Genomic DNA, 15,555 nt, shown 5'->3' with positions numbered 1-15,555 from the left:
CTTGACTCACTCTGTCTTCGCTCCTCGGCGATAGCGCGCCGCAAGCACCTCGGCGCGTTCACTCAGGGCTGCGCGCAACTCGGGCGGATGGAGCACTTCGATTGCCGTGTCGAGCTGCCACGCCACCCACACGGCATGGCGCAGATCCTCCAGTTCAACCTGCAGTCGCAACCACCCGTCGGCCTCAGTCTCCACCAGCCGGACCGCTGACGCAGCCTCGTACAGTTCCTCACGTCGTGCCGGGTCGAGGCGCACCGTCACTTCGATGTGACCGCTGGAGAGGAACGCGGCGCTGCGTTCGCGCCAGAGCTCGTCCAGGTCGACCCGTGCGGGGCGTTCGGCCGATTCGGGCAGACCGACCGCCGACAACATCCGCGCGACTCGATACGTGCGGTCCTCCCCTGATTTCCGGGCAAGGAGATAGAGGCGGCCACGAACGGCGACGAGGCCGATTGGGTCGACGGTGTGCCAACGGGGGGCCTTGTCAGGCGCCGCGTAGTGGAAGCGAAGCTTGCGCCCGTTCAGCACCGTCGACCGCACCTGTCCCATCACGTCGGCATCGATCTCCTCCACCGCCGTACGGCGGGACAGCAGGTCGGCTTCCGGTTCGACCAGCAGCCGCGTGACCCGCTCGCCGGCGGTCGCCCGGTTCTCCGCCGGTAAGGCATCGACCACCTTGCGCATCGCCGATGACAATGCACCGCCCAGCCCGAACGCAGTGATACCGGCGCCCGCCGTGAGCAATGCCAACGCCTCGTCGTGGTTGAGCCCGGTCAACTCGGTGTGGAATCCCGGCAGCAGGGCGAAACCGCCATACCGGCCGCGCTCGGCATACACCGGAACGCCCGCCGTCGAGAGGGCGTCGATGTCGCGCAGGACCGTCCGCGTGGAGACCTCCAGTTCTGCGGCCAGGGCGTCGGCCGTCATCCGGCCGCGCTGTCGTAGCAGCAGGACCAGCGAGATCAGGCGGTCGGCGCGCACGGAGAGAATCCTCTCGAATAATCACGACATAGGGTGTCGTGATTATTCGCCAGGCTACTCCCACGGCGCCGAAGAGTCTCGGTCAACCGGCCGGACCGGGCGCCGATCACGAACGGAGCAACCATGCAGCGCACCGCCATCAATCCGACGACCTGGTCGCAGGAGTTCGGCTTCAACCAGGGCGAACTGGTCGTCTCACCCGGCCGAATCCTGTTCGTCGCGGGCCAAACCGCGACCGACGCGAACGGCGCCCCGCAGCACATCGACGACATGGCCGGCCAACTTCAGCTGGCCGTCGCGAACCTCGAAGCCGTCCTGACTGAGGCGGGCATGTCACTCGCCAACGTCGTGCGACTCAACGTCTTCACCACGGACGTCGACGCGTTGATGCCGCACTACGGCGTGCTCGGTGCCCGCCTGGGCGAAGCGCAGGTCTCACCCGTCACCACGATGGTGGGCGTGACGCGGCTGGCCATCCCCGGCCAGCTGATCGAGCTCGAGGCCACCGCGTGCTCGAAGTAGCGACCATCGGGGTCTACGGGTTCACCGGCGAGTCCTTCCTGCGCTGCTTGGCAGACACCCAGATCAAGCTCGTCATCGATGTCCGCCAACGACGCGGCGTCCGCGGTCCCGCATACACGTGGGCCAATTCGAAGCGGCTGCAGGCCGCGTTGACCGACGCGGGGATCGGCTACGCGCACCATCGCGAGCTGGCTCCCACCACGGAGCTGCGGCAGCTTCAGTACGCCGAGGACGACCGGCAGGGAGTCGGCAAACGGTCGCGCCGCGAACTGGCCGAAAGCTACCGGCTCCGGTACACGACTGAGGTGCTGGACCGGGCCGATCTCTCCCCGGTACTCACGGCCGCGCGCCGATCGGGGCCGACGGCCCTCCTGTGTGTCGAGCGAGACGCCCCCGCCTGTCACCGGTCACTGATCGCTCAGCGCCTGGCCGACCAGCATGGCATCGTGGTGGTGAACTTGGGACCGGACTAGTCAGCCCAGTCGGCGCAATGCCGGGAGCAACTGGGCCAGCGCCTTGCCCCGGTGACTGAGCGCGTCCTTCTCCGCCGGCGCCAACTCCGCCGACGTCCGCCCGCCCGCGGCCTCGTCGTCGGGGACGAACAGCGGGTCGTAGCCGAACCCGGCCGCCCCGCGCGGCTCGGCGACGATCCGTCCGCGCCACTGCCCGCGCACGACCGTCTCCTCCCCCGTCGGGAGCACCAGCGCGCACGCTGACACGAAGGCCGCGCCCCGACGGTCGTCGGGAACGTCGCCGAGCTGCCCGAGCAGCAGGTCGTTGTTGGCCTGATCGTCGCCGTGCCTCCCGGACCACCGCGCCGACAGCACGCCGGGCATCCCGTTCAACGCGTCGACGGCCAGCCCCGAATCGTCGGCCACGCACGGCAACCCGGTGGCCTTCGCACCCGAGCGCGCCTTGATCAGCGCGTTCTCCTCGAACGTGGCACCGGTCTCCGGCTCCTCCGGGTACTCGGGCACGTCATCGAGTCCGACGACGTCGATCCCGGTCAGCCCGGCGGCGTCGACGACGCGCCGCAGTTCCGCCAACTTCTTGGCGTTGCGGCTCGCCAACAGGACGCGCACACCCATTCCGTCAGGACTTGGTCGAGGCACCGGGCAGCGTGCCCGGGTAGTCGTCGGCGAGGACCTCGCGCTGGGCCGCGAACAGCTGCTCGGCACCGGCCTGGGCGAGGTCGAGGAGCTTGTCGAGCGTGGCCCGCGAGAAGGTGGCTCCCTCGCCGGTGCCCTGCACCTCGACGAGCGTGCCGGCATCGGTGGCCACGACGTTCATGTCGACCTCGGCGCGCGAGTCCTCTTCGTACGGCAGGTCCAGCAGCACGCGGCCGTCGACGACGCCGACGCTGACCGCGGCGATCGCGCACGACAGCGGCTTCGGATCGGCCAGCGCACCCGTGGCGCGCAGGTAGGTGACCGCGTCGACGAGCGCCACGTAGGCGCCGGTGATCGCGGCGGTGCGGGTGCCGCCGTCGGCCTGCAGCACGTCGCAGTCGAGGGCGATGGTGTTCTCGCCGATGGCGGCCAGGTCGATGCAGGCGCGCAGCGAGCGACCGACCAGGCGGCTGATCTCATGGGTGCGCCCGCCGACCTTGCCCTTGACCGACTCGCGCGAGTTCCGCTCGTGGGTGGCCGCCGGGAGCATCGCGTACTCGGCGGTCAGCCAGCCGCGGCCCGAACCGCGTCGCCACGACGGGACGCCCTCGGTCACGCTGGCGGTGCACAGCACCCTGGTCTGGCCGAACTCGACCAGGACCGAACCGGCCGGATGGGAGGTGAAACCTCGGGTGAATTTGATGGGCCGGAGCTCGTCGTCGGCTCGGCCGTCAGCACGTGTCGTCACACGGGTAACTGTAGAACAGCATCCCCCGCAACGGCGCTCAGGCGCGAGTGGCAACCGCGGACACGTCGAGCTCCTGGCCCTGCTGGACTAGTTCGATGTGCCCGGAGAAGGCCGCGCGCGCCTCGGCCATGATGTCGGCCGTCGACGTCCACGGCGGGATATGCGTGATCGCGAGGACCCCGACGCCCGCGGCGGTGGCCGCCTCACCGGCCTCGGTGCCGGACATGTGCAGATGCGGCGGACGGTTGGCCGGGTCGTGGGTCCACGACGCCTCACAGAGGAAGACGTCGGCACCGCGCGCGAGTTCGACGAGCTGGTCGCAGGGCGCGGTGTCGCCGCTGTAGGCGAGGACCTCGCCATTCGGCCCGGTGACGCGCAGGCCGTAGGTGGCCGGCGGGTGGTCCATCTTGCGGGCCTCGATCGTCAGCCCGCGCAGCGACACCTGCTCGCCCTCGGTCCACTCGGAGACCTCGAAGGTGTCGGAGATGTCGTCGATCTCGCCGGGGAACTCCGACGAGCCCGCGCCGATGCGCTGTGCGGTGCCCTCCGGACCCCACAGTGGCGCACGGCCGGTTGCCGGAACCGGCGCCCAGCGGCGCCACACCAGCATGGCGGGCAGGTCGAGGCAGTGGTCGGCGTGCAGGTGGCTGAGCACGACGGCGACGTCGTTGGGATCGGCGACGGCCTGCAGCTCGCCGAAGACGCCGGGACCGCAGTCGATCAGGACCGGCAGCTCGCCGGGCGCGGACACGAGGTATCCAGAACACGCCGCCCCGGGGCCGTTAACGCTGCCCGAGCATCCAAGGACTGTCAGATGCATGCGACCACTCTGCCACGACGACAACGCCCGTTGTCGCCCTTTCGGCCGGTTTGGGCCGGGTTGGAATCCTTCTGTGATCCGTCGGGTCGCTACAGGTGCTCGACGTGGCCGACGTTCGGGCCGAGGAACCGCTTGGCTAGCTTGGCGAACGACTCCGGATCACCGGTCGCGGTGAAGACGCGACGGGCCTCGCGGTCGGAGTGCGGGTGCAGCAGATCCAGCTCGGTGAGCACGCGCAGCACGTCCTTGGCCGTCTCCTCGGCGCTGGACACCAGGGTCACCTGATCGCCCATCGCCAACTGCACGACGCCCGACAGCAGCGGGTAGTGCGTGCACCCCAGGACGAGGGTGTCGACGTCCGCCTGCTGCAACGGTTCGAGGTAGCCCTCGGCGAGCCCGAGGATCTGCCGACCGCTGGTGATGCCGCGCTCGACGAAGTCGACGAACTTCGGGCACGCGACCGACGTGATCTGCGCCTGCGGCGCCGCGGCGAAGGCGTCGTCGTAGGCGCGGGAGGAGACCGTCGCCTCCGTCCCGATGACCCCGATGCGCCCGGTCTTGGTCGTGGCCATCGCGCGGCGCACCGCCGGGAGCACGACCTCGATCACCGGGATCGGCGCGTAGCGCTCCCGCGCGTCGCGCAGGCAGGCGGCCGACGCCGTGTTGCACGCGATGACGATCGCCTTCACCCCGCGCGAGGCGAGTTCGTCGCCGATGGCGAGCGCGTGCCGTCGCACCTCGGGGATGGTGAGCGGCCCGTACGGCCCGTTGGCGGTGTCGCCGATGTAGATGATGTCTTCGTCGGGCAGCTGGTCGATGATGGCCCGCGCGACGGTCAGCCCGCCGACGCCGGAATCGAAGATGCCGATCGGCGCCTGCTGATCAATGCCGATCGGACTGCCCTCGCTCACAAGACGACGAGTCTACGCTCAGGCCCACAGCTGGCCCTCGACGGCGGCGGCCGCCTGCACCGGGTCGGCGCCGTAGACCCCGGTGGACAGGTACTTCCAGCCGGCGTCGGGCATGACCATGGCGATGTCGGCGCGCTCGCCCTTCTTCGCCGCGGCGGCGGCCAACCGCATCCCGGCGTGCAGGATCGCGCCGGTGGAGACCCCGGCGAAGACGCCCTCGGTCTCGATCAATTCGCGCACGCGCGCGACCGCATCCTCGCCGGTGACCGAGAAGCGCCGGGTGAGGACCGACTCGTCATACAGCTCCGGCACGAAGCCCTCGTCGACGTTGCGCAGGCCGTACACCTCGTCGCCATAGCGCGGCTCGGCGGCGACGATCGCGATGTCGTCGCGCTGCTCGCGCAGGAACCGTCCGACGCCCATCAGCGTCCCGGTGGTCCCCAGTCCGGCGACGAAGGCCGTGATTTCGGGCAGGTCGGCCCACAGCTCGGGCCCGGTGCCCTCGTAGTGCGCGCGGGCGTTGGCTTCGTTGCCGTACTGGTAGAGCATGGTCCAGTCCGGGTTCTGCGCGGCGAGCTCCTTCGCCATCGCGACGGCCGTGTTGGACCCGCCGGCCGCGGGCGAGGAGATGATCTGCGCGCCGTACATCTCGAGCAGCTGGCGACGCTCCGCCGACGTGTTCTCCGGCATCACGCAGATCAGCCGGTAGCCCTTGAGCTTGCAGGCCATCGCCAGCGAGATGCCGGTGTTGCCGCTCGTGGGCTCCAGCACCGTCGCGCCCGGGGTCAGCGTGCCGTCGCGCTCGGCCGCCTCCACCATCGCCAGCGCGGCACGGTCCTTGATCGATCCGGTCGGGTTGCGGTCCTCGAGCTTGAGCCAGAGGCGGACGTGCTCGTTCCCCTCCGTTTCCTCCCACCGCGGCGAGAGGCGCGGCAGACCGATCAGCGGGGTGCGGCCCACCGATTCGATCAACGACGCGTAGCGGGCCACCGATCAGCCTCCGGCGACGGCGGGCAGCACGGTGACGTCGTCGCCGTCGGCGATCTCGGTGTCGGGTCCGCCGGTGAAGCGGACGTCCTCGTCGTTGACGTAGATGTTGACGAAGCGCAGCAGCGCGCCGTCGTCGTCGCGTAGCCGCCCGACGAGGCCCGGATAGCTCGACTCGAGGTCGCCGATGACCTCGCCCAGGGTGGCGCCGTCGGCGGACACCTTCTTCTCGCCGCCGGTGTGCGGGCGCAGGATCGTCGGGATGGAGACGGTGACAGCCATGCTCACTCCTTGGCTCGGGCCGGGTGGTCGTCGGAGTCCGGTGCGGGGACGGAGAAGGCCGGCTCGCCCGCACCCTCCCCGACAACGGTGATCGGTTCGGCGGTGATCTCGCCGTCGGAGATCCGGTAGCTGCAGACCAGCGCGGTGTCGGGGTCGGCGGTGCCGATCAGCACGTAGTGCGCGTCGGGTTCGGCGGCCAGCGACGAATCGGTGCGCGACGGGTACGGCTCGGTCGCGGTGTGCGAGTGGTAGATGACGACGGGCACCTCGTCGCGCTCGTCCATCTCGCGCCAGACGGCCAACTGCTCGCCGGAGTCGAAGCGGTAGAACGTCGGCGAGCGCTCGGCGTTCATCATCGTCACGATGCGGGCGGGCTCGTCGGATCCGTCCGGGCCGGGCAGCACGCCGCAGGCCTCATCGGGGTGATCGGCGCGGGCGTGGGCGACCATCGCCTCGACCAGGCTCCGATCGATCCGCAGCATCGCGCTCCCCTGACGTTCAACCAGCGGCCAGCGCCGACGGCAACAGTGCGCGCAGCGACGGGATGTCGGCGACCGGGTCGGCCGCCAGCACCGCGTTCACGATGGCCCGTTGGGTCACCGTAGCGGCGGCCGCGCTCACCTGGGTAACAATCGCGACGTCGGGGTTCATTCCGATCGGCGTGAACTCACGTATTGCGTCGCGCGCGTCGCCGGGGCAGGTGCCGGTCGCGACGGCGAAGATCGTGTCGCCGTCGAGCGGCGAGTGGGCGGGGACGATCGCGCGCGCGAGCCCGTCGTGCGCGGCCATCGCGATGCGCTTGGTAGACGCCTGGTCGAGGTCGGCGTCGGTGGCCACCACGCCGATGGTCGTGTTGAGCGGGGTCGACTTGGCCTTGGCCGCGGCCAGCGCCTTGCGATCGGTCGCCGACGGTTTGCGCAGCCCGTAGTAGTCAAGGTCGGCCGCGCCCGCGCCCCACGGCAGCCCGGTCGCCGGATCCAGGACGTCGCCCACCGGATTGGCGACGAAGAGCGCGCCGACGGTGATGCCGGCGGCCGGCCCGTCGGACAGCTTCACACTCGCGGTGCCGACGCCGCCCTTCAACACGCCCGCCCGGGCGCCCGTGCCGGCGCCGACGGTGCCGGTCGCAAAGTCCGCACCGGCGTCGGCGAGGGCGGCGGCGCCGAATCCGGCGTCGGGCCGTGCGCCCCAGTCCCCGACCAGCAGGTCGAAGATCACCGCGCCCGAGACGATCGGCACGACGTGGCCGTGGCCGTCCATCGGCAGCCCGACGCCCCGGTCCTCGAGTCCGCGGATCACGCCGTCGGCCGCCGCCAAGCCGTAGGCGCTGCCGCCGGACAGCACGATGGCGTGCGCGGTCTGCACGGTGTTCGACGGATCGAGCAGGTCGGTCTCCCGGGTGCCCGGGCCGCCGCCGCGGACGTCGACGGCGACCGCGGCGCCCGACGGGACGGTGAGGACGGTCGTGCCGGTGGCCCAGCCGCTGCCGGGCGAGTCCGGCGTGCCGACGACGACCGTGTCGTCCAACCGCGAGCAATGGCCGACGGCGATCCCGTCGACGTCGGTGATGCGGTCCCCCGCGCGCGCCGGGCGGCCGCTCACTCCATCAACTCCTCGACCAGGAGCCACTGTTGCTCGGTCAGCCAGCGGTACACGTGCAGGTGTGCGGCGTACGGGTGGTCGGCGGCGAGCTCCTCGGGGGTGTCCTCGGTGATGCCGAGCATCGCGCCGAGCGACAGGCGCACGTCGTTGAGGGCGGTCAGCCACTGATCGGCCTGCGCGGCGGTGAGCGTGATCTGGCCGCCGCCGACGGGCACGGTGTCGAGCAGGGTGTGTGCCGCGGCGAGCTTGTCGTCGATGATCAGCGGCTCGTTGACGCTGCGCAGCGCGCCGTTCAGGTCGCCGTTGACGGCGTCGCACCCGATCTCGTCGTCCTGGTCGGGCCGGTGGAAGTCGGGCAGCAGGCGGCCCAGCGTCGCATCGCGCGGCGCCGACGAGTGCCCGGTGCGGATCCCGGTGAGGGCGGCGAGGTCGTCCGACGGCGCGGAGTCGGCGCGCTCGGTGAGCAGCTCGCACATCGACCCGACGATCGACTGCAGCAGTTCGGACTCGTGCTGGCTGCAGTGGGTGCTGAGCGTCGCGTCGTCGCCGTGGCCCCGGCGGCGCCAGCCGGACATGAATCGGCGCGGCATCAGTGCTCCCCCACCATCTACGAGTCCCGCTGCATCGTCGCCCAGAGGCCGGCCGTGTGCAGCTTGCGCACGTCGCCCTCCATCTTCTCCCGCGTCCCCGACGACACGACGGCCTTGCCCTCGTTGTGCACCTGCAGCATCAGCTCGTGCGCCTTGGCCCGGGTATAGCCGAACAGCTTCTGGAACACGTAGGTCACATAGGGCATCAGGTTCACCGGATCGTCCCAGACGATGGCCACCCACGGGCTGTCGACGTGGTCGTCGACCGTGGTCTCGGGCTCCGCGACGGTCGCGCCACCGGGCGCGGCCGCGCCGCCACCAGTCTCGGGGGACATGAGACTAGGGTAACGAGAGTGACCCGTCCTAGCACAGCCCTGCTCACCGATCACTATGAGCTGACGATGATCTCGGCGGCGCGCACCCACCCGGCGGCGTCCCGACCATGCGTTTTCGAGGTGTTCGCGCGGCGCCTGCCCGACGGCCGCAGGTACGGCGTCGTCGGCGGCACGGGACGGGTCGTGGAGGCCCTCGCGGACTTCCGGTTCACCGACGAAGAGCTGTCGCTGGTGTCGGGTTTCCTCGACGCCGAGACCGTCGCCTGGCTGGCCGACTACCGCTTCGACGGGGAGATCGACGGCTACCGCGAGGGCGAGCTCTACTTCCCCGGCTCCCCGATCCTCACCGTCCGCGGAACGTTCGCCGAAGCGGTGGTGCTGGAGACCCTGATCCTGTCGATCCTCAACCACGACAGCGCGATCGCCTCGGCCGCCGCGCGCATGGTGTCGGCCGCCGGGACGCGCCCGGTGATCGAGATGGGATCGCGCCGCACGCACGAGCGCGCCGCCGTCGCCAGCGCCCGCGCCGCCTACCTCGCCGGCGTGACCGCGACGTCGAACCTGGAGGCCGCGCGCAGCTACGGCGTGCCCAGCGCCGGCACCGCCGCGCACGCGTTCACCCTCCTGTTCACCGGTCCCGACGGCCCGCGCGAGGTCGACGCCTTCCGCGCGCAGGTCGAGCGCCTCGGCGTCGGCACCACCCTCCTCGTCGACACCTACGACATCACCCAGGGCGTGGCCAACGCCGTCGAGGCCGCCGGGCCCGAGCTCGGCGCCGTGCGCATCGACTCCGGCGATCTGGGCATCCTCGCCCGCCAGGTCCGCGAACAGCTCGACTCGCTCGGCGCGACCGGCACCAAGATCGTCGTCTCCGGCGACCTCGACGAGTACGCGATCGCCTCGTTGCGCGCCGAGCCGGTCGACCTCTACGGCGTCGGCACCTCCCTGGTCACCGGCAGCGGCGCCCCGACGGCGGGCATGGTCTACAAGCTCGTCGAGATCGACGGCATCCCCGTCGCCAAGCGCTCCAGCCACAAGGAGTCGCACGGCGGCGCCAAGGAGGCGGTCCGCGTCGCACGGCCGACCGGGACCGTCACCGAGGAAGTGCTCTACCGCGCCGGCTCGGCCGCACCCGAGGTAGCCGGGCACACGGTCACGCCGCTGCAGATCCCGCTGGTGCGCGGCGGCGATCCCGTCGACGACCTGCCGTCGCTGACCGATGGCCGCGACCACCTCCAGCGCGCCCTCGTCACCCTCCCGTGGGAGGGCCTCGGGCTCTCGCACGGCGAGCCCGCGATCCCCACGCGCTATGCCTACTGAGGCAGCCGACACTGCCGAGCCGACGCTGGCGTCGGCGACCACCGATCTGCTCGCCGTCGCCGTCGAGGCCCTCGGCGGTCAGACCCGCGACGGCCAGGTGCGCATGGCCAACGCCGTCGCGCACGCCATCGACACCGGCGAGCACCTGGCCGTGCAGGCCGGCACCGGCACCGGCAAGTCGCTGGCCTACCTGGTCCCGGCGATTGCCCATGCGACCGACTCCGGCAAGACCGTCGTCGTCTCGACCGCCACCATCGCGCTGCAGCGCCAGCTCATCGAGCGCGACCTGCCCCGGGTGGCCGCGGCACTGGCGAAACCCCTCGGCGACGAGCCCTCGTTCGCCATCCTCAAGGGGCGGTCGAACTACCTGTGCCTGAACAAGATCCACGGCGGCGTCGCGGACGAGCCCGACTCCGAGCTGTTCGACGCCTTCGAGCTCTCGCGCACCGGGCGCGAGGTGACGCGGCTGCGCGAGTGGGCGTCCGATACCGAGACCGGCGACCGCGACGACCTCGAGCAGGGTGTGAGCGACCGGTCGTGGCGGCAGGTCAGCGTCACCGCGCGCGAGTGTCTCGGCGCGGCCAATTGCAGCTTCGCCGACGACTGCTTCGCCGAGAAGGCCAAGGACGAGGCCGCGCACTCCGACGTCGTCGTCACCAACCACGCGATGCTGGCGATCGACGCCCTCTCCCCCGCGACGATCCTGCCCGACCACGACGTCGTCGTCATCGACGAGGCGCACGAGCTCACCGACCGGATCACCTCGGTGGCCACCGACGAGCTGTCGGCGGCGTCGATCACTCTGGCCGCCCGGCGCGCGGCGAAGCTGATCGACGACGAACTCGTCGACGACGTCATCGGTGGCGGCGAGCTGCTGGAGCAGTTGCTGGAGGACGCCGCGCCCCGCTTGCTGACGTCGCTGCCGACCGGGTGGGACTCGGCGCTCGCAAGCCTGCGCGACCGGCTGTGGCGGGCGCGCAGCGGGATCGGACCGGTACGCAGCGCGCCCGGCGACTCCGACGGCGAGGCGGCGGCCGCGCGGTCGGCCGCGGTCACGGCGTTGGAGGAGTTGCACGACGCCGCGGTGCGAGTGCTGACCTCGTTTGAGGAGGCGGACCCCACGAAGCGCCGCGATGTCGTGTGGTTGGCCGAGGAACGGACCAAGTCGGGGTCACGGCGGGTGCTGCGCATCGCGCCGCTGTCGGTCGGCGGCCTGCTGCGCGCCTCGCTGTTCGCCGACTCGACGGTCATCCTCACCTCGGCGACCCTCGTCGTGGGCGGGTCCTTCGACGCGCTCGCGACGACGTGGGGCCTGCCCGTCGAGGGCAACCAGTCGCGCACCGAGGTCGCCACGACCGGGGACGTCACCGCCAGCGGCAAGGCGGTCCCCGCCGACGACGAGGTGCTGCGCTGGCGCGGCGTCGATGTCGGGTCGCCCTTCGACTACCCGCGGTCGGCAATCCTGTACGTCGCGAAGCACCTGCCGGCACCCGGGCGCGGCGGGGCGTCGGAGGAGATGCTCGCCGAGCTGGAGAAGTTGATCGCCGCGGCGGGCGGTCGCACCCTGGGACTGTTCTCGTCGATGCGGGCGGCGCAGGAGGCCGCCGAGGCGCTGCGCGAGCGCACCGACCGCACCATCCTGTGCCAGGGCGAGGACTCCACGTCGACGCTGGTCCGCAAGTTCAGCGAGGACCCGGAAACGTCGCTGTTCGGCACGCTGTCGCTGTGGCAGGGCGTCGACGTCCCCGGGCCGTCGCTGTCGCTCGTCGTCATCGACCGCATCCCGTTCCCCCGTCCCGACGATCCGCTGGCCAGCGCCCGGGCCCGCGCGATCGAGGCGTCCGGCGGCAACGGCTTCATGGCGGTGTCGGCCAACCATGCGGCCCTGCTGCTCGCGCAGGGCGCCGGCCGACTGCTGCGGTCGACCGACGACAAGGGCGTCGTCGCGGTGCTCGACTCGCGCCTGGCGACCGCGCGCTACGGCAATTACCTGCTGGCGTCGCTGCCCCCGTTCTGGCGCACCACCGACACCGCGACCGTGCTCGCGGCGCTCGAACGGCTGACGGCATGACGGCCCCGGAGATTTCCGCCGACCGCGTGCGGCCCGAGCCGCGGCCCTGGTGGCAGCTGCTCGTCGGCATCGGGATCTTCGTGGTCGCCCAGGTGACGTCGGGCTTCATGGTCGGGCTCTTCTGCCTCGGCGCTTCGGCGCGCGAGGTCGGGATCGAGAAGATGGCCTGCACATTCAAAGCGGGGGCGCCGGGCGTGGCGACCGGCCTCGATGTCGGGCTGGCGATGGCGGCGCTCATCTCCGTCGCGGGCTTCCTCGCGCTGATCCCGCTGCTCACCGGTCGTCGGGCCTACGAGCTGCGCGGGCCGCGGGCCGCGCGCGAATTCGGCCTCGGGCTGGTGTTGGGCGCCTTTCCCATCGTGCTGGCCGTCGCCGTCCTCGGGGCCCTCGGCAACTACCGCATCACCGACGTCTCGCTGGGCCGCGGCATCATCAGCGGGCTGCTGATCGGCATCGGCGCCGCGTTCACCGAGGAGATCTTCTTCCGCGGGTTCCTGCTGCGCCTGCTCGACAAACGCGTGGGCGCACTGTGGGCGACGGCGATCGTGTCGGTGATCTTCGGCTTCATCCACATCACCAACCCGGGCGCCGGGCTCCGGGGCGCGCTGTCGATCGTGGTCGCCGCCGGGCCGCTGCTGTGCGGCGCCTACTTCCTCACCCGACGGCTCTGGCTGGCCATCGGCATCCACCTCGCCTGGAACGCCACCATGTCGGCGGTGTTCGGCATCGACGTCTCCGGGACCGGCAGCGGCCGCGGGCTGTTCGCCGCCGAGCTCAGCGGCCCGACGTGGCTCAGCGGCGGCAGCATGGGCATCGAGGGGTCGGTGGTGCTCATCGTCATCGGGACCGCCCTGGGCGTGTTCCTGATGGCGGCGGCCCACCGCCGCGGGGACCTGCTGCCGAGGCGCACGGCCGAGCCGGTCGGATGAGCGGCGCCGGCGTCGACCCGGCGCTGCCCGCCGACGATCTCGCCGCGCTGGCCGACCTCGCCCATCCCGATCCGCACGCGGTCCTCGGGGCGCACCGGGTCGGCGGGCACGTCGTGTTCCGCGTCCTGCGCCCGCATGCGGTCGGCGTGGGCGTCATCATCGACTCACGCGAGTTTGAGATGGTCGAGCAGGCCGACGGCCTGTGGGTCCTGGCGCTGGCGCTGCCGGCCGTACCGCCCTACCGCTACCGGGTGCGCTACGCCGACCCCGACCGCGAGTTCACCGTCGCCGATCCCTACGCGTTCTCCCCCTCGGTGGGCCCCGACGACCTGGCGCTGATCGTCGACGGCCGGCACCGACGGCTGTGGGAGGTGCTCGGCGCCCACGTGTGCGAGCGCGACGACGGCGCCGGGCCGGTCGCGGGGGTGGCCTTTCGCGTGTGGGCCCCGGCCGCGCGCGGCATCGTCGTCGTCGGCGATTTCGAGGGCTGGGAAGGGCGCATGGCGCCGATGCGACGACTGGGGACGAGCGGGGTGTGGGAGGTGTTCCTCCCCGAGGTGCGCGCCGGCGAGCTCTACAAGTTCCGGGTCCACGGGGCCGACGGGACCGTCGTCGACAAGGCCGACCCCATGGCCCGCGCCGCCGAGCACCCGCCGGCGACGGCGTCGGTCATCGTCGCCGACGGCGATTACCGGTGGGGCGATGACGACTGGGTGCGGCGACGGGCGACCGTCGACGCCGTGCGCGAGCCGATGAGCATCTACGAGGTGCACCTGCCGTCGTGGCGGCCGGGCCTGGGTTATCGAGAGCTGGCCGTCGAGCTCGGCGACTACGTGTCCGCGGCGGGTTTCACGCACGTCGAGCTGCTGCCCGTCGCCGAGCACCCGTACGGCGGGTCGTGGGGGTACCAGATCACCTCGTTCTACGCGCCGACCGCACGGCTCGGTTCTCCCGACGACTTCCGTTTCCTCGTCGACGAGTTGCACCGTCGGGGCATCGGCGTGCTGGTGGACTGGGTGCCCGCGCACTTCCCGCGCGACGCGTGGGCGCTGGCACGGTTCGACGGCTCGCCCACCTACGAGCACGCCGATCCGCAGCGCGGCGACCACCCCGACTGGGGCACGCTGATCTTCGACTACGGGCGGCGCGAGGTCGCGGGGTTCCTCATCGCCAACGCGCTGTACTGGCTCGACGAGTTCCACCTCGACGGGCTGCGCGTGGACGCCGTCGCGTCGATGCTGTACCTGGACTACTCCCGCGGGCCCGGTCAGTGGACGCCGAATGTGCACGGCGGGTTGGAGAACCTCGAGGCGGTGGCGTTCCTTCGCGAGTTGAACGATGTCGTGCACGCGGCGCACCCCGGCGTGCTGACCATTGCCGAGGAGTCGACGTCGTGGCCGGGGGTCACGCGGTCCACCGCCGCGGGCGGCCTCGGGTTCTCGCTGAAGTGGAACATGGGGTGGATGCACGACACGCTCGCGTTCCTGCGGCGCGACACCGCCGACCGGGCCTTCCACCACCACGAGGTCACCTTCTCGCTGATGTACGCGTTCGCCGAGCAGTTCGTACTGCCGCTGTCGCATGACGAAGTCGTGCACGAGAAGGGCACGCTGTGGACGCGGGTGCCCGGGGACGCCGACACCAAGGCGCGGGCCGTGCGGTTCTTCCTCGCCTACCAGTGGTGCCACCCGGGCAAGCAGTTGTTGTTCATGGGCCAGGAGTTCGGGCAGAGCGCCGAGTGGGCCGACCAGCGCGGCGTCGACTGGCACGAACTCGACGAGGGCGACGAAGCGCCGCTGCACCGCGGCATCGCCCGCTTCGTCGGCGACCTGAACTCGCTCAACCGCGCCGTCGGTGCCCTGCACGAGCGCGACGGCTCGACCGACGGCTACGAGTGGATCTCCGCGGGCGACTCATCCGCCGCCTCGCCCGTCTTCGGCTTCTGTCGACGCGGCGACGACTCGACGCTGGTCTGCCTGTTCAACGTCGCGCCCACACCCTTCGACGAGTACCGCGTCGGGATGCCCGAGGCGGGTCGGTGGCGGGTGGTCCTGGACAGCGACGACGAGCGCTACGGCGGCGCGACGTCGTCGCCCGCGCGGGTCGGCGCGGTGTACGAGACCGACGCGGTCCCCTGGCAGGGCCGCGCGACCTCGATCGCACTGCCCCTGGCCGCCAACACCAGCGTCTGGCTCCGGCTCGAGCTCTGACATCGCCGAGTGGGCACCAAAATTCCAGCGAGTGGGCACCAGAACTCCGCCGAGTGGGCGGTCGCAATTCGCCGAGTGGGCGGTCGCAATTCGCCGAGTGGGCGGTCCAGTCACGCCGAGTGGGCGGTCAAACTACGC

Annotated in this window: 17 protein-coding genes; 6 read left to right on the top strand and 11 right to left on the bottom strand. The window is 71.4% G+C overall.

Translation table 11 applies throughout. The features are described 5' to 3' along the window. Nucleotides 1-6: 6 nt before the first annotated feature. On the bottom strand, nucleotides 7-981 hold the full coding sequence (locus QM728_RS05400) for a helix-turn-helix transcriptional regulator (protein WP_415031018.1): 975 nt from the start codon (nucleotides 979-981) through the stop codon (nucleotides 7-9). A 123-nt stretch (nucleotides 982-1,104) separates the two neighbouring features. Here QM728_RS05400 and QM728_RS05395 point away from each other — a divergent pair, with 123 nt between their 5' ends. Both QM728_RS05395 and QM728_RS05390 read left to right on the top strand, forming a co-directional pair. Next, nucleotides 1,105-1,503, top strand: a complete 399-nt coding sequence (locus QM728_RS05395; RefSeq protein WP_415031017.1) for a RidA family protein — start codon at nucleotides 1,105-1,107, stop codon at nucleotides 1,501-1,503. Beyond that, nucleotides 1,491-1,976: a DUF488 family protein gene (locus QM728_RS05390; RefSeq protein WP_415031016.1), complete on the top strand. Its 486-nt coding sequence runs from the start codon at nucleotides 1,491-1,493 to the stop codon at nucleotides 1,974-1,976. The genes QM728_RS05395 and QM728_RS05390 overlap by 13 nt, the downstream gene beginning before the upstream one ends. Here the strand turns inward: QM728_RS05390 and rdgB are convergent, their stop codons facing one another. From rdgB to clpS, 10 genes are all read right to left on the bottom strand, one after another. After that, nucleotides 1,977-2,591, bottom strand: a complete 615-nt coding sequence (gene rdgB, locus QM728_RS05385; RefSeq protein ID WP_415031015.1) for an RdgB/HAM1 family non-canonical purine NTP pyrophosphatase — start codon at nucleotides 2,589-2,591, stop codon at nucleotides 1,977-1,979. Nucleotides 2,592-2,595: 4 nt separating this feature from the next. Then, nucleotides 2,596-3,360, bottom strand: coding sequence for a ribonuclease PH (gene rph / locus QM728_RS05380; protein WP_415031014.1), 765 nt, complete (start codon nucleotides 3,358-3,360; stop codon nucleotides 2,596-2,598). Nucleotides 3,361-3,397: 37 nt separating this feature from the next. Continuing rightward, complete coding sequence (locus tag QM728_RS05375; RefSeq protein ID WP_415031013.1) at nucleotides 3,398-4,180, bottom strand: cyclic nucleotide-degrading phosphodiesterase; 783 nt, start codon at nucleotides 4,178-4,180, stop codon at nucleotides 3,398-3,400. Between the two features lie 89 nt (nucleotides 4,181-4,269). Then, on the bottom strand, nucleotides 4,270-5,091 hold the full coding sequence (gene murI / locus QM728_RS05370) for a glutamate racemase (protein ID WP_415031012.1): 822 nt from the start codon (nucleotides 5,089-5,091) through the stop codon (nucleotides 4,270-4,272). Nucleotides 5,092-5,109: 18 nt separating this feature from the next. Continuing rightward, entirely contained in the window at nucleotides 5,110-6,081 is a 972-nt protein-coding gene (locus QM728_RS05365) for a PLP-dependent cysteine synthase family protein (protein WP_415031011.1), read from the bottom strand. 3 nt (nucleotides 6,082-6,084) lie between these two features. After that, nucleotides 6,085-6,360 (bottom strand): MoaD/ThiS family protein, encoded by a 276-nt coding sequence (locus tag QM728_RS05360; RefSeq protein WP_415031010.1) that lies wholly within the window; start codon nucleotides 6,358-6,360, stop codon nucleotides 6,085-6,087. Nucleotides 6,361-6,362: 2 nt separating this feature from the next. Further along, the gene (locus tag QM728_RS05355) at nucleotides 6,363-6,842 is read right to left on the bottom strand and encodes a Mov34/MPN/PAD-1 family protein (protein WP_415031009.1); all 480 of its coding nucleotides are present in this window, start codon (nucleotides 6,840-6,842) and stop codon (nucleotides 6,363-6,365) included. 16 nt (nucleotides 6,843-6,858) lie between these two features. Then, nucleotides 6,859-7,962, bottom strand: coding sequence for a P1 family peptidase (locus QM728_RS05350; protein WP_415031008.1), 1,104 nt, complete (start codon nucleotides 7,960-7,962; stop codon nucleotides 6,859-6,861). Then, nucleotides 7,959-8,537, bottom strand: coding sequence for a DUF2017 domain-containing protein (locus QM728_RS05345; RefSeq protein WP_415032838.1), 579 nt, complete (start codon nucleotides 8,535-8,537; stop codon nucleotides 7,959-7,961). Before QM728_RS05345 ends, QM728_RS05350 begins: the two co-directional genes overlap by 4 nt. A 32-nt stretch (nucleotides 8,538-8,569) precedes the next feature. After that, nucleotides 8,570-8,887, bottom strand: a complete 318-nt coding sequence (clpS, locus tag QM728_RS05340) for an ATP-dependent Clp protease adapter ClpS (protein ID WP_415031007.1) — start codon at nucleotides 8,885-8,887, stop codon at nucleotides 8,570-8,572. Nucleotides 8,888-8,905: 18 nt separating this feature from the next. On the opposite strand from clpS, the gene QM728_RS05335 reads away from it, so the two are divergent. Genes QM728_RS05335 through glgB form a run of 4 tightly spaced genes read left to right on the top strand, consistent with a single transcriptional unit; the run spans nucleotide 8,906 to nucleotide 15,417 of the window. Continuing rightward, a complete protein-coding gene (locus QM728_RS05335) occupies nucleotides 8,906-10,207 on the top strand; it encodes a nicotinate phosphoribosyltransferase (protein ID WP_415031006.1) in 1,302 nt (433 codons plus the stop codon). Then, nucleotides 10,197-12,278, top strand: a complete 2,082-nt coding sequence (locus tag QM728_RS05330; protein WP_415031005.1) for an ATP-dependent DNA helicase — start codon at nucleotides 10,197-10,199, stop codon at nucleotides 12,276-12,278. Before QM728_RS05335 ends, QM728_RS05330 begins: the two co-directional genes overlap by 11 nt. Further along, a complete protein-coding gene (locus tag QM728_RS05325) occupies nucleotides 12,275-13,207 on the top strand; it encodes a lysostaphin resistance A-like protein (protein WP_415031004.1) in 933 nt (310 codons plus the stop codon). Before QM728_RS05330 ends, QM728_RS05325 begins: the two co-directional genes overlap by 4 nt. After that, nucleotides 13,204-15,417, top strand: a complete 2,214-nt coding sequence (gene glgB, locus QM728_RS05320; RefSeq protein WP_415031003.1) for a 1,4-alpha-glucan branching protein GlgB — start codon at nucleotides 13,204-13,206, stop codon at nucleotides 15,415-15,417. Before QM728_RS05325 ends, glgB begins: the two co-directional genes overlap by 4 nt. The last annotated feature ends 138 nt before the right edge of the window (nucleotides 15,418-15,555 follow it).

Origin of the sequence: Gordonia sp. (in: high G+C Gram-positive bacteria), assembly GCF_047602025.1 — a bacterium.
GTDB lineage: Bacteria > Actinomycetota > Actinomycetes > Mycobacteriales > Mycobacteriaceae > Gordonia.
This window is presented reverse-complemented; position numbering and strand designations above follow the sequence as displayed.